Origin of the sequence: Streptomyces sp. NRRL F-5650 (assembly GCF_000721365.1) — a bacterium.
Taxonomy (GTDB): Bacteria; Actinomycetota; Actinomycetes; order Streptomycetales; family Streptomycetaceae; genus Streptomyces; species Streptomyces ardesiacus.
This window is the reverse complement of sequence record NZ_JOGV01000029.1, coordinates 76,525-94,408: the sequence shown is the minus strand read 5'-3', so window position 1 is coordinate 94,408 and position 17,884 is coordinate 76,525. Positions and strand designations below refer to the sequence as shown.

The window sequence follows — 17,884 nt, the reverse complement described above, 5'->3', positions numbered from 1 at the left end:
CGCTGCGCCCACCCGTGCCGCCCCAGCGGCACGACTGCCCGCAGCTAGGGGCGGCTGGCGACCACCCGCAGCCGCGGCGGGAAGGGCGACGGCCGGCAGTCGCGTACGGCGCGAAGGGGTCGTGTCGGGGGGTGTCCGCCCGCAGCGGTTGGCGCGTCAACGCCCCGAGCCTCTTCAAGTAACCGATTCCGCGCCGTTCCGAGGACGGACACCCCCCGGCGCGGCCCCGACCCACAACGCACCCCACCGCGCACCGCGCACCCCCACCCAACCCGCACAGGCGCCGCAGGCACCCCGCACAAGCGCCGCAGGCACCCCGCACAGGCGCCGCAGGCACCCGCCCGGAGATCAGGTGCGCACCGCTCGTGCCACCCCCGTGCACAGCTCCGCCCGGGGTCCGTTGGACGGGGCCCGGCGGCGTGGGTGGACGGCGTTGGTGAGGAGGATCACGAAGGTCTCCGTCGCCCGGTCGAGGACCAGCATCGTCCCCGTGAACCCGGTGTGCCCGGCCGCCCCGCGTCCCGCCAGCTCGCCCATGAACCACGGCTGGTCGAGGAGGAACCCGAGCCCCGGCTCGGTGAAGAGCAGCTCCACGAAGTCCGGCCCCAGGATGCGCGCCGGCCCGTGGGAACCCCCCGCGAGCAGCGCCCGGCTGAACACGGCGAGGTCCCGCCCCGTCGAGAACAGCCCGGCGTGACCCGCGACCCCGCCCAGCGCCCACGCGTTCTCGTCGTGGACGACCCCGCGCAGCATCCCCCGGTCCGCCTTGGCCCACGGCCGCCGCTGGTCCTCGGTGGCGGCCGCGCCGGGGCACGGCCCGAAGCCCGTCGCCGTCATGCCCAGCGGCCGCGTGATCCCGTCCCGGACGAGGACGTCGAGCCCCCGCCCGGTGATGCGTTCCAGCACGTGCTGCAGGAGCAGCATGTTCAGGTCGGAGTAGCAGTACGTGCCCGGCACCCCCACCGGCGGCTCCGCCCGCAGCCGCCGCAGCCGTTCCTCGTCGTCGGCACAGTCGTACAGCGGGAGTTCGGGCCGCAGCCCGGAGGTGTGGGTGAGCAACTGCCGTACGGTGACGCGGTGCCGGGCCGCGGCCCGGAAGTCCGGCAGGTAGGCGCCGACCTCCGCGTCGATGCCGAGCGTGCCCCGCTCGATCTGCTGCACGGCGGCGACCGCCGTGAACAGCTTCGTCAGGGAGGCCAGGTCGAAGGGCGTGTCGACGGTCATCCGCACCCGCGCGCCCGCCGGCAGTTCGACGCCCGCGTCGGCCACCGGGTCGTAGGAGCCGTAGCGCACGGCCCACCCCGCCGCCTCCTCGACGGCGAGCACGGGACCGCGCCCGACGGCCACGACGGCGCCCGCCGCCCAGGGGCGTTCGCCGGCCGTGAGGTCGCGCACCCGGCCGACGGCACGGCGGAGCGCGTCGGGATCGAGCCCGGCCCGTTCCGGGGTGTCGGCGCGCAGTCTCGGAGGGCTCAGTTGTCCACTCCCTCGCCCGTGGCCACACCCGCTCCCCGCCCCCGGCACATGGTCACGAGGACGCCGAGCGCCACCACCGCCGCCACCAACTGGACCACGGCCATGGGCACCGCGGTGTCCTCCCCCGCGATCCCGACCAGCGGGGAGGCGACCGCGCCGATGAGGAAGGACGACGTGCCCAGCAGCGCGGAGGCGGAACCGGCGGACTGCCTGACCCGCATCAGGGCGAGCGCCTGGGTGTTGGGCAGGCTGAGGCCCATCGCGGACATCAGCACGAACAGCGCGGCGGCGACCGGCCCGAGCCCGACCTCGCCGAAGACGCCCAGGGACATCAGCAGCAGCACCGTCGCGGCGGCGATCACGACGAGGAGCCCGAGCCCCAGCACCCGGTCCAGCCTGACCCGTCCGACCAGGATCTTGCCGTTGATCTGCCCGACCACGACGAGCCCGATGGAGTTGAGCCCGAACAGCAGGCTGAACGTCTGCGCGGAGGCCCCGTAGATCTCCTGCATGACGAACGGCGAGGCGGCGACGTAGGCGAACAGCGAGGCGAAGGCGAAGCCGCCGGCGAGCATGTACCCGGTGAAGGCACGGTCGGCGAGCAGCGAGCGCATCGCGCGCAGGGTGTCGCCGACGCCGCCCGCGTGCCGTTCCTCGACGGGCAGCGTCTCCGGCAGTTTGGCCCAGACGGCCGCCCCGAGCACCACGCCGACCACGACGAGGACGACGAACACGCCCCGCCAGTCCGTCACCCGCAGGATCTGCCCGCCGATGAGCGGCGCGACGACCGGCGCGACGCCGGAGATCAGCATGAGGGTGGAGAAGAAGCGGGCCATGGCCACGCCGTCGTACAGGTCGCGTACGACGGCACGGGCGATGACGATCCCCGCGGCACCGGCGAGTCCCTGCACCAGCCGGAAGGCGACGAGGAGTTCGACGTTCGGCGCGACGGCGCACAGGGCGGTGGCGACGACGTAGACGGCGAGCCCGGCCAGCAGCGGCCGGCGGCGGCCCCACTTGTCGCTCATGGGACCGACCACGATCTGCCCGAGGGCCATGCCCGCCAGGCAGGCGGTGAGCGTGAGCTGGACGGTGGCGGCGGGCGCGCTCAGGGACCGGGTGACCTCCGGGAGCGCGGGGAGGTACATGTCCATCGCCAGCGGCGGCGTGGCGGTGAGGCTGCCGAGGATGAGCGTGACGAGCAGGCTGATCCGTCGGGCGGCGGGCGGTGTGGGCGGTGTCTGCGCAGAACGAGACGGCGTTCGCGGCTCGGGCACCGCGGGTGTGGTGGTCGTGTCCGGTGACTGGTGCGGTATGGACGGCCCGCGCTCGGGCATGTGATGTGCCCCTCCCTCTTCTACAGATCCGCCACCTATGCTCTCAGCTCGTACGCACTTGAACGAACAGACTCGAACGACGCACACGCACGACAGACAACGAACAACGCACGACGAACGACGAACGACGAACGAACCTGAGCGAGGGTGGGACAGGGTGTCAGCGGTGACCGGGCAGAAGGTGCGCTGGGGAATTCTCGCGACCGGCGGGATGGCGGCGCGGTTCACGGCGGATCTGGTCGATCTGCCGGACGCGGAGGTCGTGGCGGTGGCCTCGCGGACCGAGGCGTCGGCGAAGGCGTTCGCCGAGCGGTTCGGGATACCGCGGGCGTACGGCGACTGGGAGGCGCTGGCGCGGGACGAGGACGTCGACGTGGTGTACGTCGCGACCCCGCACTCGGCGCACCGCACGGCGGCCGGCCTGTGTCTGGAGGCGGGCCGGAACGTGCTGTGCGAGAAGCCGTTCACGCTGAACGCGCGCGAGGCGGCCGAGTTGGTCGCGCTGGCCCGCGAGAAGAACGTCTTCCTCATGGAAGCGATGTGGATGTACTGCAACCCCCTGGTGCGACGCCTGAAGGCGCTGATGGAGGACGGCGCGATCGGCGAGGTCCGCAGCCTCCAGGCGGACTTCGGCCTCGCGGGCCCCTTCCCGCCCGCGCACCGGCTGCGGGACCCCGCACAGGGCGGCGGCGCACTGCTCGACCTGGGTGTCTACCCGGTGTCGTTCGCGCAGTTGCTGCTCGGTGAGCCGTCGGACGTGGCGGCGCGCGCGGTGCTCTCGGAGGAGGGCGTCGATCTCCAGACGGGCGCGCTGCTCTCCTACGAGAGCGGCGCCCTCGCCTCGGTCCACTGCTCGATCACCGGCGGCACACCCCACTCCGCGTCGGTCACCGGCTCCGAGGGCCGCATCGACGTCCCGAACGGCTTCTTCTTCCCGGACCACTTCGTGCTGCACCGCACCGGCCGGGACCCGCAGGAGTTCCGCGCCGACCCGGCCGACGGCCCCCGCGAGAGCCTGCGGCACGAGGCGGAGGAGGTGATGCGGGCCCTGCGCGCCGGGGAGACCGAGTCACCGCTGGTGCCCCTGGACGGCACGCTGGCCGTGATGCGGACGCTCGACGCGATCCGGGACCGCGTCGGCGTCCGCTACCCGGGGGAACAGGAAGACCGGGGAGACCGGGGAGACCGGGAGGCGGCGTCGGAGTCGGCCGTCACGCCGGCTTGAGCCCCGGCTCCCCCGCCTCCGTCACGAAGGACCCGGCGGTCGTGAGCGGCGCACCTTCGCTGCTGACGTGGGACACCGTCTTGAAGTCGGCCCGCGCGGACCGGCGGTCCAGCGAGACGGTCGCGTAGCCGCGCAGCCCGTTGAAGAACTTCAGGTGCGGGTTGGCGGTCATGAGGGTGTTCCAGTTGGACGGCTTCTCGGAACCGTCGCCGCCGCTGGTGATCGAGGTGGTGACGATCTCGGTGCCCAGGGTCCGGGAGTCCGGGTCGTCGAAGTCGCGCTTGATGTCGAAGCCGTAGGAGACGTGCACGTCGCCGGTGAGGACCATGAGGTTCTCGATCCCGGCGGCCTGCGCGCCGGCCAGGACCCGCTCGCGGGAGGCCGGGTAGCCGTCCCAGGAGTCCATGGAGACCTTGGACGGCGTGCTGGTGGAGTTGTACCGCCGGGAGAAGGTGACCTGCTGCGGCACCACGTTCCACAGGGCGTCCGACCGGTGCCAGCCGTTGATCAGCCAGCGCTCCTGGGCGTCGCCGGTGAGGGTGCGCTGCGGGTCCTCGGACTCGGGCCCGGGGAACTGCCAGCCGTCGCCGTACGCCTGGTTGGAGCGGTACTGGCGGGTGTCGAGGACGTCGAACTGGGCCAGCCTCCCCCAGTGCAGGCGGCGGTAGAGCTTCAGGTCGGGTCCGTCGGGCAGTTGGGGCCGGCGCAGCGGCATGTTCTCCCAGTAGGCGCGGTAGGCGGCGGCCCGGCGGATGAGGAACTCCTCGGGCGGGACGTCGTTCTCCGGGGTGTCGCCGGCGTAGTTGTTCTCGGTCTCGTGGTCGTCCCAGGTGACGACGAACGGGTGCGCGGCGTGCGCGGCCCGCAGGTCGGGGTCGGACTTGTAGAGGGCGTACCGCAGGCGGTAGTCCTCCAGCGTCACCGTCTCGTGGTTGAAGTGGGCGGGCAGGGTGCCCGCGGGGTAGGAGCGGGAGCCGCCGGTGGCGTTCACGGCGTACTCGTAGAGGTAGTCGCCGAGGTGGAAGACGAAGTCCACGTCCTCGCGCGCCAGGTGCCGGTACGCGGTGTAGTACCCCTGGTCGTACCGCTGGCAGGAGACGAGGCCGAAGGTGAGGCCGGCGGCCCCGGCGGCCCCGGCGGCGCGGGCGGGTGCGGTGCGGGTGCGCCCGGCCGGGCTGACGTAGCTGCCGGCGCGGAAGCGGTAGTGGTAGACGTGACCGGGCGCGAGGTGGCCGACCTCGACGTGCACGGTGTGCTGGAACTCGGGGTGGGCGGTGGCCCGGCCTCGTCTGACGACGCGGCGGAACCGTTCGTCCAGGGCCACCTCCCAGCTCACCTCGACGCGCCGGTCGGGCAGTCCGCCGTCGGCCTGGTACGGGGCGGGGGCCAGGCGCGTCCACAGCAGTACGGAGTCGGGCTGGGGGTCGCCCGAGGCGACGCCGAGCGTGAAGGGGTCGGCGGTCAGCCGCGCGGCGTCCAGCTCGGCGGCGCTCGCGGCGCCGGCGGACGGCAGGTTCACGGAGAAGGCGAGCGCGGCGGCGGCGCCGGTGACGGTCAGGAAGCGGCGGCGGCCCAGGTTCCGGGCGGCGGCGCGGAGTTCGGGCGCGTGTGCGGCCCGGGACGGGTCCTGGTGGTTCGCGGGTGTCATCCGTTCCTCCCCTTGCGGTGGTTGCAAGGGGCATTCGAAGCGGCCGGGACGGCCCCGACTTGGCGCGGACATGGCGATCGCATGTCGGACGGATGAGTTCCGCATGTTCGGCGGCCCGTACGCTGCCGAGGCATGAACACCGTGAAAACCACCGACGAGGAAAGCACCGGCGCACGGAAGGTCGCCGTCGTCACGGGTGCCGGATCCGGCATCGGCCGGGCGGTCGCCGTCGAACTGCTCACCGCCGGCTGGTCGGTGGCCCTGGCCGGCCGCCGACCCGAGCCGCTGGCGCAGACGGCCGCGGCGGCCCCGGCGGGTGGCGGCACACCGCTCACCGTGCGCGCCGACGTCTCACGCCCGGAGGACGTGGCCGCCCTCTTCGGCGCCGTGCGCGACCGGTTCGGGCGGCTGGACCTGCTGTTCAACAACGCCGGGACGTTCGGCCCCGGCGGCGTGCCGGTCGAGGAACTGCCCTACGAGGCCTGGCGGCACGTCGTGGACACCAACCTCAACGGAGCGTTCCTGTGCGCGCAGGCGGCGTACCGGCAGATGAAGGAGCAGGACCCGCGGGGCGGCCGGATCATCAACAACGGCTCGATCTCGGCGCACACGCCGCGCCCGCACTCGGTGGTGTACACCGCGACCAAGCACGCGCTGACGGGCCTGACCAAGTCGCTGTCGCTGGACGGGCGTCAGTACGGCATCGCGGTCGGCCAGATCGACATCGGCAACGCGGCGACCGAGATGACGGCCGGCATGCAGACCGGCGCGCTCCAGGCCAACGGGGAGACGGCACCCGAGCCCGTGATGGACGTCGCCGACGTGGCGCGCACGGTACGGCACATGGCCGAACTGCCCCTGGAGGCCAACGTGCAGTTCGCGACGGTCATGGCGACGGCGATGCCGTACGTGGGCCGGGGCTGAGCACGCGGCCTCGGACGCCCGCCGATTCACACAATCGGAATTCCAACATCCGCGGTATTGCGGCCGGTGGAGGACGTATGCTCAAATCTCCTTCACCGGAACTTCACACTTGAAGCGTTGGTCTCCCACAACGCTCCACGAAGCCGCATCGAGGGGGGGAGCGGCAGCCGTTCCACCGCACCGGTCGCACCGGTGGGCGGAACGGCTGCCGCACCGTTTCCCGGTCACGCCTGCCCGGTCTCGAAGCGGGTGATCCGCCCCTCCTCGTCCACGGTGAAGTCCCACCGGGTGCGCATCTCGCCCCAGGTGTCGTTGCGGTAGCGGGCGATGAGGGCGCGGCCGCCGTTCGACTCGTTGTCGACCTCCAGGTGGCCGTTGGAGGAGAAGATCTCCTGGTCGATCCACTGGTCCAGGTTCCGGTCGTCTCCGTCGTCGGCCATGGTGGCGTCGGGTGCGAGCAGCGCGAGGAAGGCCTCGCGGTCGTGGGCGTTGACTGCGGTGACGAAGGCGCGGACGGCCGGGTCGCGCAGTCGCGTGGTCTGAATCGTCATGGCGGCAGCGTCACACCGGGCCCGCACCCCCGCCACCGGGCACCTCGCCCCCGCCACCGGGCACCTCACCCGTCCCCCTCCACTCCGCCACTCGAACGGCGCCCGTGGCCGGGCCGCGCCCCCGGGGTCGGGTCACGGTGGGAAGAGGAGCCGTCGCCGTCCGCGAGGCCCGTGCGCGAAGGAGTCGACGTGAAGTGCTGTGACCGGCGTGATCTCGGACTGCTGCTGCTCCGCCTGGGTACCGGCGGCGTCCTGGCGGCCCACGGCGCGCAGAAGCTGCTCGGCTGGTTCGGCGGGGGCGGGCTCGCGGGCACCGGCCAGGCCATGGAGGCCATGGGCTACACGCCGGGCCGGGCCAGCGCCGTCGCGGCGGGCCTGGCCGAGGCGGGCGGCGGGACGCTGCTGGCGCTCGGCCTGGCCACCCCGGCGGCGGGCGCGGCAGCGGCCGGCGCGATGGCGGGCGCCGCGGCGGTGCACGCCCCGAACGGCTTCTTCGCCCAGGCCGGCGGTTACGAGTACGCCGCCTCGCTCGGCCTGACGGCGGCGGGCCTCGCGGTCTCGGGCCCCGGCCGCCTCTCCCTCGACCACGCCCTGGGCCACGCGGTCAACCGGAACTGGATGGTCCCCGCCGCCCTCGCGGCGACGGCCGCGGCCACGACGGTGGTCGTGGGGACGCGGAACAGGCGGCTGCGCAAGGCGGCGGAGGGGCGGCAGGAGCCGCTGTTCGAGTGACGCCCGCGGGGACGCGGGGGCCGTGGCACGCTGCTCCCCATGAGCGACAACCCGGATGGCACGCCGACCGACCCCTGGAACACGGTGGAGGACCTGTGGACGTGGCTGGAGTCGGACCAGCCCGTCGGCGGCAGGGAGGGCCTGCTGCTGCGCATGCTGAAGCTGTCGGAGGAGGTCGGCGAGGTCGCCGAGGCGGTGATCGGCGCGACCGGCCAGAACCCGCGCAAGGGCGTCACACACACCTGGGACGACGTGGAGGCGGAGCTGTGCGACGTCGTCATCACGGCGATGGTGGCGCTGCGGACCCTCACTCCCGAGGCCCGGGAGGTCTTCGCCCGTCACCTGGGGTCAGCCCGCGCTGCACGGCACGTTCATCGTCACCGTCCAGTCACTGGCCCCGCTCACCGAGACGTCGAGGTTGTACCGGTCCCCCCACTTCTGCCCCGCCGACAACGTGGCGGCACAGGAACCCCCGCCCCCGCCCCCGTTGTCGCCGCCACCGCCTCCGCTTCCGTCGGGGGCGACCGCGCGGCCGGTCTGCGGCGAGATCATGCCGGAGCACAGCCCCTTGGCGGCCAGGGTCTGCGCGATGCGCGCGACGGCGGCGAGGGTGTTGGCGGGCCAGTCGTGCATGAGGATCACCTGGCCGTTGCCGAGGCGGGAGACGGCCTGCACGATCGCGTCGGTACTGGCGTTGTTCCAGTCCTGCGAGTCGACGTCCCAGATCACCTCGGTCAGCCCGTACTTGGCCTCGACCGACCGGAGCGTCGCGTTGGTCTCGCCGTACGGCGGCCGGAACAGCTTGGGCGTCCCGCCGCCGGCTCCGGCGATCGCCTGCTGGGTCCGGGAGATCTCCGAGTCCATCTGGGCCTGGCCGAGCTGGGTCATGTGCGGGTGGGTGTAGCTGTGGTTGGCGACCCACATGCCGGCGTCGACCTGGGCCCGCACCAGGGCCGGGTTCTGGGCGGCGTTCTGGCCCTGGTTGAACATGGTGGCCCGCAGCCCGTTCTGCCTGAGCGCGTTGAGCAGGGACTGCGTGCTGCCGGAGGGCCCGTCGTCGAAGGTGAGCCCGACGTAGCCGTTGCAGGCGGCGGCCTGGGCCGGAGCCCCGCCGGCCACGACGGTGCCCGCGGCGGCGAGCGCGGTGACGGCGACGCCGGTGACCAGCGTACGGCACGTTCATCGTCACCGTCCAGTCACTGGCCCCGCTCACCGAGACGTCGAGGTTGTACCGGTCCCCCCACTTCTGCCCCGCCGACAACGTGGCGGTACAGGAACCCCCGCCCCCGCCCCCGTTGTCGCCGCCACCGGAACCGGTCCCGCCGACGTTGATGTTGGAGCTGCCGCTGCTCTGGTAGCCCTCGGTGGCCAGGATCATGTAGTAGCTGAAGTTGCCCAGCGGCATCCCGGCTCGCGCCCACGCGTCGAAGTGGTTGCCGGTGGTGATGGTGCCGCCGGTCCGCTTGGACTGCCTGACGCTCCAGTACTGGTCGAAGGTGCGGGTGCCCTCGACGGAGGGGGCGTTGTACCGAGTCGTCTTGTAGATGTCGTACGTGCCGCCGTCACTGGTGACGGTGCCCTTGAACTCGCCGGTGGGACGGTAGGTGCCCCAGTTGTCGACGATGTAGTACTCGACGAGCGGGTTGGACGTCCACCCGTAGAGCGCCAGGTACGCGTTGCCGGACGGGTTGAAGCTGCCCGAGTACTGCACGGTCCGGCGACCGCCGTTGGCCCAGCCCTTGCCGGCCACGAAGTTGCCGGTGTTGCTCCACGAGGTGCTGTACTGACCGCCGGAGCCCATGCTCATGGACACGGTGCCCTGGCTGTCGGTCCAGAACGAGTAGTAGTAGCCGTTGTTGGTGCCCTCCTGGTTGGTCGTGACGACCGTGTCGGCCTGGGCGGTGCCCGGCAGCATCAGCGCGGCGAGCGCGGCCAGGGCGATGGCCCAGGCACTGCGGACGAGCAAGGTGACGGGGCCTCGTCTGCGGCCCTGCGGTGCGACGAGCAGGTTCATGGGGGGTGCTTCCTCTCCTGCCGGTTCGGACAACGGCGCCAGTGTTGGCCTGCACCCGTCAAGCGTCAACACTTTCGGTAAAAGTTTCGAAACCTTCGTCGGTGAGACCTGGTACCGCACGAACAGGGAATCGCAGATGAGCCCACCTGCGACCCCCGCCGACAAACCAACACCCGTCACCCCTGTCGGGGCGGGCCGGAAAGCCCGATGACGAAGCTCGAAATTTTCGAAGCCCCGCGTGCTCTGGACAGCCACCCCGCGACCTCACATCCTCGGGAGAGGCAGGGCATCACCGTTCCCCACAACGGAGGTTGGCGCTCGTGAAGTTCAGCTACGCGATGCTCCCCGACTACCCGCTGGCCGAGTCCCTGGAGTCGATCCGGCTCGCCGACGAACTCGGGTTCCACGCGTGTTACGCCGCCGACGAGACCTGGCACAAGGATCTCTGGCTGCTCTTCGCCGCGGCGGCCGGCCGGACCGAGCGCATCCGCCTCGGACCGAGCGTCTCCCCCGTGACGCTGCGCGAACCGACCCTGATCGCCCAGGCCCTCGCCACGCTCGACGAACTCTCCGGCGGCCGCGCCGAAGGCGTCCTGTCCAGTGGCAACTTCGGCCTGCTCGCCCAGTACCGCATCGACTGGACCGGCACCCGGCCCCTCTCCCGGGTGAAGGAGGCCCTGCACGTGATGCGCACGTTCCTGGACGAGGGCGCGATCACGTACGAGGGCGAGTTCTTCTCGTACGACGGCCTGTTCACGTTCGCCCGCCCGGTCCAGGACCGCCTGCCGCTGAAGCTCGGGGCGATGCGGGGCCCGAAGTCCTTCGAGGCGGCCGGGGAGTTGTCGGACGGCTGCCACCACGCCCTGAGCTACACCCGCGAGGCCTACGACTACGCGGTGCGGCACATCAGGGCGGGGGCGGAGCGGGCCGGGAAGGACTGGCGCTCGCTGGACATCGGGGCCTGGGTGGTCTTCGCCACCGGCCCGGACTCGGCGACCGCCAAGGAGGCGGCGCGCAGCATGGTCGGCATCTACGCCTCCTCGATGCCGGAGGAGCAGTTGCGCCGCAACGGCGTCGACCCGGCGGAGCTGAAGCCGGTCGTCGAGGCGATCGGCGCCGGTGACCTGGCCCGCGGCATCGAACTGACCACCCCGGAGATCGCCGAGCGCCTCTCCGTCGCGGGCACGCCCGAGGAGTGCCGGGAGAAGATCGAACGGGACATCGCGCCCAGCGGCGTCAACCACATGATCTGCGCCATCACCGACCGCGCCCTGGTGAGGGCGTTCACGGGCCGGGACCTGCCGGGGGCCGCCGACGTGAACACGCAACTGCGGCTCGTCGCGGAGCGGGTGATGCCGGGGTTCGGGTGATGCCGGGGTTGGAGTGATGCCCGGGTTCGAGTGACACCGGGGGCCGAGTGACACCTGAGGTCGAGTGACACCCGAGGTCGAGTGACACCTGGGTGCAGGTGATGCGGGCGGGCGGGAGATGCCCGGCGTGCGGGTGAGCGGTGCGGCGCACGGGTGCCGACGCGGGTCGTGCGGCCGACCGCCGGGTCACCCTCCGGAGCCGGCCCGGGTCACCTCCACGACCACGCTGATCTCCCCCGTGTTGTCGTCGAGGCAGCCCTCGCCGTCGTTGATGCGGAGCTGGACCCGGCCGGCCCCGCCCGCCTTGAAGGTCTTCGCCTCCCCGATGGCCAGGACCGGTGCGTCCGCCGTGTCCGCCAGGCGGGTCATCAGCGTGCCGAACGGCGCCTCGGGGTCCACCTTGCACCGGGCCGCGAAGTCCAGCGTCCGGTCGGTCTCCGTGTCGTAGCCGGCCGGGCCGGTCATCGGCATGGTCTGCCGGTCGACCGTCCACTCGCCCTGCTGGAACCTCACGGTGACGGTGTCGCCCGCCCGGACCACCGCGTCCTCGACCGGCTGCCAGCTCTCGTCGGCCCGCACGACCAGGGTGTAGGAGGCGACCTGGGGCGTGGCGGCGGCCGGGCTCGGCGGTATCGCCACCGGGGCGGGCTCGGCGACCTCGACCCGGGCCGGTTCCTGCTCGTCGCCCTGGAACGGCACGACGCCCGCGAGGGCCAGCCCGGCGCCCACGACGGTGACGAGCGCGGCGGCCCCGGCGAGTGTCGCCGCCAGCCACTGCCCGGGGCCGGCCCGGCGGGCCGGGAGCGGGGCGGGCGGGGGCTCGGCGGTGGACACGGCCGTATCCCCGAATTCGCCCGGGGGCGCGATCCGCGTGTCCTCCTCCCCGGCCGGCGAAGCCGCGGAATCGGTGCCGACGACCAGGGTGACGGCGTCGGACGCGACCCCACCGCCCCCGGACGCGGACGAAAGCGCGGACGCGGACGGGGAGGCGGGCACGGGTGGGGACGCGGGCACGAACGGGGAGGGCGCGGCGGCCTCCGGCGCCTCCCCCGCCGCGACGTCCCGCAGGGCCGCGGCCACCTCGTCGGCGGCGGGCCGCTCGCCCGGCGCCTTGCGCAGCAGGGCCTCGACGACCGGACGGAGCGGGCCGAGCCGTTCCGGGAGAGCCGGTTCCCCGTACACGACGGCGTGCAGGGTCGCGGCGTACGCGGATCTGCGGAAGGGCGACGCCCCGCCACAGACGGTGACCAGCGTGGCGCCGAGCGACCACAGGTCGGACTCCGGCCCCGCCTCCTGGGCCGTGGCCCGCTCGGGTGCCATGTACTCGATGGAACCGACGAGTTGGCCGTTGGACGTGGACAACTCCCCGTCGTCGAGGGCCGCGATGCCGAAGTCGGTGAGGACGGCGCTGCCGTCGGGCCGCAGCAGCACGTTGGCCGGTTTCACGTCACGGTGCAGGGTGCCCGCGCGGTGCACCGCCCCGAGGGCGTCGAGCAGTTGGAGTCCGAGGCGGGCGGTGTGCGCCGGGGTGAGCGGCCCGGACCTGCGCACCCGGGCGGCGAGGGAGGGGCCCCGCACCAACTCCATGACGATCCACAGCCGGTCCTCGGACTCGACCAGGTCGTGCACACCCACCACGTGGGGGTGCGGCACCCGGGCGACGGCCCGCGCCTCCCGCACCGCACGCCGCATACGGGTCCCGTGGTCCTCGTCGCCCTCGACCGCGACCCGTAACTCCTTGGCGGCGACGGGACGGTCGAGGAGCTGGTCGTGGGCCCGCCACACGACGCCCATGCCGCCCCTGCCGAGGACGTCGAACAGCAGGTAACGGTCGGCGACCAGCCGCCCCGAGCCCCCGTCGGCAAGCTGATCAGGTACGCCGGTCCGCACCGGTCTCTCACATCCCTCGCTACCGCTCACGGCACCCGCGCCCCCGCGAGACGGTGGCAACAATACCGACGCCGGCGCGGCCCCGGCGCGACCCCGGCGCGGGCCGACCGACGCGGTGAAGAAGTTGTGAAAATAGTGCAACCGTTCGCACGTTCCGCTGGTCAAGCAGGGTGACACATCGCTCACTTCCTCCTCCGAGGTACACATGAGAATTCGCCGCTTCCTGACTGTCGCCACCGCGGCAGCCGTGACGGCCCCGGTCGCTCTGCTCGTGGCCCCGGCCGCCCACGCGACGGATGACAGCCCTTCGCCCACCGTCTCCGAGACGGCTCCCTCCCAGGAGGAGTCCACGCCCGCGGCGGACGGCAGCTCCCCCGCCGCCGACGACACGACCCCGGCCACCGAGGAGTCGACCCCCGCCGCCGACGAGTCGACCCCGGCCACCAACGACCCGGCGGCGCCCGGCACCTCGCCCTCGGCAACCGTGTCCGCGTCCCCCTCGGCCTCCGCCTCCGCCCCGGCGTCCGGCCCGGCCGAGTGCGGCGAGGAGGACGCGACGTTCGACGACGACCTGCGCACCGGCCTGTCCGGTCTGCCCTCGAAGATCGTCGCGGGCAGCGGCTTCCACAACTTCAAGCTGACCGTCGACAACAGGGGCGGCCGGGCCTACCACCGCGTCGACCTCGGCGTGTTCGCCGCCCAGATCAACGAGGACGACTTCTTCGTCGACACCGGCCACCTCACCCTCCAGTACAAGGACCCGGCCACCGGCACGTGGACCGGCATCTCCCTCGCCCAGGGCGACGAGGGCGCCGGCTACCTCGGCTACACCGACGTCCGCGCCAAGGAGTCGTTCTCCGTCGACCTGCGCCTGGCCGTGGACGAGAAGGCACCGTCCGGCCTCGGCTTCGCCATCAGCATCGGCGTGTACGCCGACGACGAGGGCAACTGCGTCTTCTCCGGCGACGACGGCTACTACGAGTTCGACATCCTCGCCGCCGGCACCACCCCCGCCGGGGGCGGTGACGCCAAGCCGCAGGGCGGCAGCAAGCCGCTGCCCGTCAAGCCCGTGGGCGACACCCGGATCGACCCGCAGGGCCGCCTCGCCGCGACCGGCTCCAGCTCCGCCCTCCCCACCATCGCCCTCGCGGGCGGCGCCGCCGTCGCCCTCGGCGTCGGCACGATGTTCGTCGTACGCCGCCGCAGGACCACCGGCTCCGGCTCCGGCGCCACCGCCTGACGCACCACGCCGCCGCAAGGGCCGCGCCGCGCGACCGGCGCGGCCCTTCCGCGTGGCCGAAGAGGCCAGGGGCCGGGTGGCGCCGCCGCGGTCGCGTGGGACTCTGGAAGGCGTACCGCCGCAGAACGGAACGGAACGGAGCCACGCGCATGGCGAGCGAAATGTCCGCGGCAGGGCCGGCCGCGGCGCCCGGCACGAGGGCGCGGCGCTGACGAAGGCGCGGGAGGCGACGAACGGCCGCGTGTACACGATCGGGCATTCGACGCGCGGCTTCGACGAGGTGCTGGAGATGCTGCTCGGTCACGGCATCACCTGTCTGGTCGACGTCCGTTCCTTCCCTTCGTCGCGGAAGCATCCCCAGTGGAACCGGTCGGCCGTCGTCGAGCGTCTTCCGTCCGGCATCGGGTACCGCTGGATCCCGCAGCTCGGAGGCCGGCGCCACACCCCCAAGGGAGTGCCCAGCCCCAACGGCGCGTGGCGCGTGAAGGCGTTCCGCGACTACGCCGACTACATGGCGGGGGACGAATTCGCCCGGGGACTGGAAGAGTTGATCGGGCTCGCGCGTCGCGGGCGGCCCGCGATCATGTGCAGTGAGGCGGTGCCGTGGCGCTGCCACCGCCGCCTGATCACCGACGCGCTGCTGGTCGCCGGGGTGGAGGTGGTGCACATCATGTCGAGGACGGCCACGAGGCCGGCGGTGCTGAACGAGCACGCCCGCGTCCGCGACGGCCACCTGGTCTACCCGCCGCCGGCCGGGCAGGAGCCGCGGTGACCTTCCTCCTCGACGCCCACGGCGGTCGCGCCCCGGCTCACCGCCTCCGGACGGAGGCGACCTCGTAGACCACGGACGCGCTCCGCGCCGCGCCGCGGCACGTCAGCCGGGTCGGCGGGACGCGGTGGGCCCGTACCTCGACGTCGAAGTCGGACTGCTGTGCCGGGCCGCCCGTGACACGGATCTGCCAGCGGTCGCCCTCGCGGACCGTCCCGGTGACCGCGTAGTCGTGCCGGCCGGCCGGACCGGCGTGCCGGAGCACGGCCTCGACGGCGGCCTGCTGCGGCGGGAAGAGGTCCGTGTACCCGCGCAGGTGTTCCGGCCGGATCCGGCCGGCCAGGTGCTCTTCGATCACCGCGACGGACGAGGGACCGTCGAGGCCGCCGTAGTAGACGCCGTCGGGCGCGACGACGACGTTCGCGGCGTACCTGTCGCCGCCGACGTGCGCGCACTCCCAGACCAGGTCCGGCCACCGCTCGCTCAGCGCACGGGCCACGGGGCGTCCGCGCACCGCGCAGCAGGGGTCGTGCTGACCGTGTGCGCAGACGAGGACGACGGGCGGAAGCCCGACGTCTCCCGGGGCGTCGAGGGCCGCCGCGACCTGGGCCAGGTCGGCGTCCGAGCGCCACGTCCCCCAGAGCTGCCGATGGGCGCCGGAACGCTCGTGGCGCAGTACGGCCCAGCGCGGCGCGGCATCCGAGGCCGGGCGACGGCCGTGCCGCCGCACCAGCAGGACCCGCGCCCGCACGGCCTGGGCGGCGCGGTACACGCGTGCCTTGACGTCGGGCCGGAGGCCGAGTCCGTCGAACCCGTTGGCCGGCCAGCCCCCTCGGTGTTCGACGAGGACCCAGACGCCGCCGTACGGTGCCGTGCCCGCGAGGGGGTCGCCGCGCTCCCGAGCGGCGTCGGAGCAGAAGAAGGGGTCTGCCGCGTTCACGGCGGGCATCACGGTGCGGCGGGCACGACGACGCCCGCGCGCAGCAGTCTGCCGACGAGCCCGAGGCCGAGGTCTCCCGCCCTGCGGGGCGTCCCGTCGAGCAGGAGGGTGACGGGCTCCAGGTCGTCCCCGGAGAACTCGAACCGGCCCACACGGGTGTGGAGGAAGCGGCCCTCCTGACGCGCCCCAAGCCCGTCGCGCAGCCGTACGCCGGTGTCGGGGCCGAGTCCGTCGACGGCTTCGAACTGGGCCAGCGGCCCCAGGGGCGCCGGCCGTCCCTGCCCGCGCCGGGCGCGCCGGAACAGGGGCGCGGGGTCGGCCGTTTCGACGGCGGCGGCGAGGAGGCCGCGGACGGCGTCGATCTCGTCGTACGGCTCCTGGACGCCCAGGGGGAGGGTGGCGCGCATGCGGGGGTCCTCGCGCAGCGCCGCGAGGGCGGCGTGGGCGAGCTGTTCGGCCAGCGCGTACCGCGTCCAGGTGTGCACGCCCAGGGTCAGGTGGATGGACACGGCGCCCTGTGCCCGGGCGGAGTGCAGCCACCCGCGGGGCAGGTAGAGGGTGTCGCCGGGTTCGAGGACGGTGTCGATGCGGGCGTCGCCCTTCGCGGCCTCGGCGACGGCGGCGCGCCGGTCGGTCCAGGGCTGGTCGCGCAGCGGGTCGGGGTGGACGGGCTCGCGGACCAGCCAGCGCTTGGTGCCCCGGATCTGCAGGACGAAGACGTCGTGCACGTCGTAGTGGTCGTCGAACCCGCGGTTCTGCGGCGGGGTGACGTAGGCGTTGGCCTGCACGGGGTGTCCGAGTTCCGCGCCCAGCGCGGCGACGAAGCCGCCGATCGGCTCCCAGGTGCGGTGCAGTGCCTGGAGCACCAGGGTGGCGCCGTCGGCGAACTCGCGCCACACGGCGGTGTCGTCGACCTGGTCGGAGATGGTCGCTCCGACGCCGCCGGACGAGGTGAACGACGTGTCGGGGAGCGCGGCCCCGTCCTTGGCCACGCGGAGGAACGGGGTGCGCAGTCCACGGCGGGAGACCAGTTCGTCCACGGCGTCCGCGGAGAAGAGGTCGGAGAAGTCGTCCGCCGCCCGGGTCCGCAGCGCCGTCCGCGCCCACACGTCACGGGCGAACGTGTCCCGGCCGATGCCGATCAGGCGGTCCAGCGCCCCGGCGCCCGCCGTCGCGGGGCCACGGCGCCGGGATCCGTCCGGGGAGGTGCTCAACTGCCGCTGGAGGTCTCGTCCGCACCGCCGTCGGCCCCGCCGTCGCGCACACCGGGCGTCCCGGCCGCACCACCGTCCGCGGGGCCCTCGGCACCACCGTCCGCCCCACCGTCGCGCACACCGGGCGTCCCCGCCGCACCACCGTCCGCGGGCCCCTCGGCACCACCGTCCGCCCCACCGTCGCGCACACCGGGCGTCCCGGCCGCACCACCGTCCGCGGGGCCCTCGGCACCACCGTCCGCCCCACCGTCGTGCACACCAGGCGTCCCCGCCGCACCACCGTCCGCGGGGCCTTCCTGCTCATTGGGGTCACGCTGCGGGTTCGTCATGGTTCCTCCTGCAGGTCGGGCAGGCGGGGACCGTCTCCCGTCCCGGACGTGCCGGTCACCGGACAGCACGGTCTCCCATGGGCACCCCCTCGGCCACCGTAGCCCGGCCCGCCGAAAGCCTCGACTCGAGCGGGAGCGGCGGCCCTGACGTCCGGGGCGCAGAACCGGAAGCGGCAGACGAGTCGGGCTGTACGCCGGGGAAAGCAGTCACGTCGCTATGACCAG

The 17,884-nt window shown here is 73.4% G+C and carries 15 protein-coding genes and 2 pseudogenes; 7 read left to right on the top strand and 10 right to left on the bottom strand.

The window, feature by feature from the left end; genetic code table 11:
• Window positions 1-348: 348 nt before the first annotated feature.
• Entirely contained in the window at window positions 349-1,395 is a 1,047-nt protein-coding gene (locus IG88_RS0123725) for a serine hydrolase domain-containing protein (protein WP_031044688.1), read from the bottom strand.
• 77 nt (window positions 1,396-1,472) lie between these two features.
• The gene (locus IG88_RS0123720) at window positions 1,473-2,813 is read right to left on the bottom strand and encodes a multidrug effflux MFS transporter (protein WP_031044686.1); all 1,341 of its coding nucleotides are present in this window, start codon (window positions 2,811-2,813) and stop codon (window positions 1,473-1,475) included.
• Between the two features lie 166 nt (window positions 2,814-2,979).
• On the opposite strand from IG88_RS0123720, the gene IG88_RS0123715 reads away from it, so the two are divergent.
• A complete protein-coding gene (locus IG88_RS0123715) occupies window positions 2,980-4,038 on the top strand; it encodes a Gfo/Idh/MocA family protein (RefSeq protein ID WP_031044682.1) in 1,059 nt (352 codons plus the stop codon).
• On the opposite strand, the gene IG88_RS0123710 is transcribed toward IG88_RS0123715, so the two are convergent.
• Window positions 4,025-5,686 carry an alkaline phosphatase D family protein gene (locus IG88_RS0123710; RefSeq protein ID WP_031044680.1) on the bottom strand — a complete coding sequence of 554 codons (1,662 nt, stop codon included), beginning with the start codon at window positions 5,684-5,686 and terminating at the stop codon, window positions 4,025-4,027. The two genes, IG88_RS0123715 and IG88_RS0123710, sit on opposite strands and share 14 nt — an antisense overlap.
• A 132-nt stretch (window positions 5,687-5,818) precedes the next feature.
• Between IG88_RS0123710 and IG88_RS0123705 the strand changes: the two genes are divergently transcribed.
• The gene (locus tag IG88_RS0123705; RefSeq protein ID WP_031044677.1) at window positions 5,819-6,610 is read left to right on the top strand and encodes an SDR family oxidoreductase; all 792 of its coding nucleotides are present in this window, start codon (window positions 5,819-5,821) and stop codon (window positions 6,608-6,610) included.
• Between the two features lie 224 nt (window positions 6,611-6,834).
• Here the strand turns inward: IG88_RS0123705 and IG88_RS0123700 are convergent, their stop codons facing one another.
• Window positions 6,835-7,161: a nuclear transport factor 2 family protein gene (locus IG88_RS0123700; RefSeq protein WP_031044673.1), complete on the bottom strand. Its 327-nt coding sequence runs from the start codon at window positions 7,159-7,161 to the stop codon at window positions 6,835-6,837.
• Window positions 7,162-7,350: 189 nt separating this feature from the next.
• On the opposite strand from IG88_RS0123700, the gene IG88_RS0123695 reads away from it, so the two are divergent.
• A complete protein-coding gene (locus IG88_RS0123695; RefSeq protein ID WP_031044670.1) occupies window positions 7,351-7,893 on the top strand; it encodes a DoxX family protein in 543 nt (180 codons plus the stop codon).
• A 39-nt stretch (window positions 7,894-7,932) separates the two neighbouring features.
• Window positions 7,933-8,238, top strand: a pseudogene (locus tag IG88_RS44400) (MazG-like family protein); the annotation flags it as partial.
• 3 nt (window positions 8,239-8,241) lie between these two features.
• Here IG88_RS44400 and IG88_RS0123685 read toward each other — a convergent pair.
• Both IG88_RS0123685 and IG88_RS45155 read right to left on the bottom strand, forming a co-directional pair.
• Window positions 8,242-9,012, bottom strand: coding sequence for a polysaccharide deacetylase family protein (locus IG88_RS0123685; protein ID WP_234332256.1), 771 nt, complete (start codon window positions 9,010-9,012; stop codon window positions 8,242-8,244).
• A 52-nt stretch (window positions 9,013-9,064) separates the two neighbouring features.
• Window positions 9,065-9,907 (bottom strand): annotated as a pseudogene (locus tag IG88_RS45155) (glycoside hydrolase family 11 protein); the annotation flags it as partial.
• A gap of 320 nt (window positions 9,908-10,227) precedes the next feature.
• Between IG88_RS45155 and IG88_RS0123670 the strand changes: the two are divergent.
• A complete protein-coding gene (locus IG88_RS0123670; protein WP_031044662.1) occupies window positions 10,228-11,277 on the top strand; it encodes an LLM class flavin-dependent oxidoreductase in 1,050 nt (349 codons plus the stop codon).
• A 186-nt stretch (window positions 11,278-11,463) separates the two neighbouring features.
• On the opposite strand, the gene IG88_RS40295 is transcribed toward IG88_RS0123670, so the two are convergent.
• Window positions 11,464-13,167, bottom strand: coding sequence for a serine/threonine-protein kinase (locus IG88_RS40295; protein ID WP_051852024.1), 1,704 nt, complete (start codon window positions 13,165-13,167; stop codon window positions 11,464-11,466).
• A gap of 205 nt (window positions 13,168-13,372) precedes the next feature.
• On the opposite strand from IG88_RS40295, the gene IG88_RS44390 reads away from it, so the two are divergent.
• Window positions 13,373-14,407 (top strand): hypothetical protein, encoded by a 1,035-nt coding sequence (locus IG88_RS44390; RefSeq protein WP_031044656.1) that lies wholly within the window; start codon window positions 13,373-13,375, stop codon window positions 14,405-14,407.
• Window positions 14,408-14,657: 250 nt separating this feature from the next.
• Window positions 14,658-15,179 (top strand): DUF488 family protein, encoded by a 522-nt coding sequence (locus tag IG88_RS0123655; RefSeq protein ID WP_031044654.1) that lies wholly within the window; start codon window positions 14,658-14,660, stop codon window positions 15,177-15,179.
• 37 nt (window positions 15,180-15,216) lie between these two features.
• On the opposite strand, the gene IG88_RS0123650 is transcribed toward IG88_RS0123655, so the two are convergent.
• From IG88_RS0123650 to IG88_RS41545, 3 genes are read right to left on the bottom strand one after another with little or no spacing between them, the layout of a single operon-like run.
• Window positions 15,217-16,125, bottom strand: coding sequence for a sucrase ferredoxin (locus IG88_RS0123650; RefSeq protein ID WP_031044650.1), 909 nt, complete (start codon window positions 16,123-16,125; stop codon window positions 15,217-15,219).
• Window positions 16,125-17,330 (bottom strand): cupin domain-containing protein, encoded by a 1,206-nt coding sequence (locus tag IG88_RS0123645; RefSeq protein ID WP_031044648.1) that lies wholly within the window; start codon window positions 17,328-17,330, stop codon window positions 16,125-16,127. The genes IG88_RS0123650 and IG88_RS0123645 overlap by 1 nt, the downstream gene beginning before the upstream one ends.
• Window positions 17,327-17,659: a BatC protein gene (locus IG88_RS41545; RefSeq protein ID WP_078861581.1), complete on the bottom strand. Its 333-nt coding sequence runs from the start codon at window positions 17,657-17,659 to the stop codon at window positions 17,327-17,329. The genes IG88_RS0123645 and IG88_RS41545 overlap by 4 nt, the downstream gene beginning before the upstream one ends.
• Window positions 17,660-17,884: the final 225 nt, after the last annotated feature.